This is a genomic window from Aphanothece microscopica RSMan92, assembly GCF_046613545.2.
Classification (GTDB): domain Bacteria; phylum Cyanobacteriota; class Cyanobacteriia; order PCC-6307; family Cyanobiaceae; genus NIES-981.
Map to the genome: position 1 here is coordinate 1 of NZ_JBKKKY020000513.1, position 466 is coordinate 466.

A 466-nucleotide genomic window follows, 5' to 3' on the forward strand; every position below is an offset into this window, starting at 1 on the left:
CTTCCGTACCGGACGCGGCCGATATGACAAATCGCGAGCTGGCTGCATACAATACGTCAACGAACATCTTCGAACGAGTAACCGTAGCCGAGGCTTTGGGTGGAACACCCGTGGTGTATGGCGGAGCACCGCAAACGACGCTTGGCACTGGAGCAACGCGTCTGTTCGACGTTGCCTATAGTGGTACGGTGACCGGTGCGGCGGCAGGTGCTAGGATTCGGTCCAACGGTATCGACGCCAATGCCAGTGCGACGGGGCTTACCGTGGAAGCAACATCCAATGGCGTAGGGTCGTCCGTTGGTTTGTCCGTATCAGCATCCGGTGGAACATCCAACATCGCACTCGCTGTGGTCGCTGGTAATTCATCGTTCCCTGCTGGCGCAACCGTCACCAATGCGGGCAATAGTACGTTTGGCGGTACCACAGTATACACGCCGGTCGTGGTACCGAATATCGATGGTAGTGC

At 57.5% G+C, this 466-nt stretch carries 1 protein-coding gene; it reads left to right on the plus strand.

Translation table 11 applies throughout. The annotated features are described in order from the left end of the window. Nucleotides 1-23: 23 nt before the first annotated feature. Nucleotides 24-466: hypothetical protein (locus ACLD7X_RS18810; protein ID WP_411425202.1), on the plus strand; the 443-nt coding region annotated here is incomplete at its 3' end.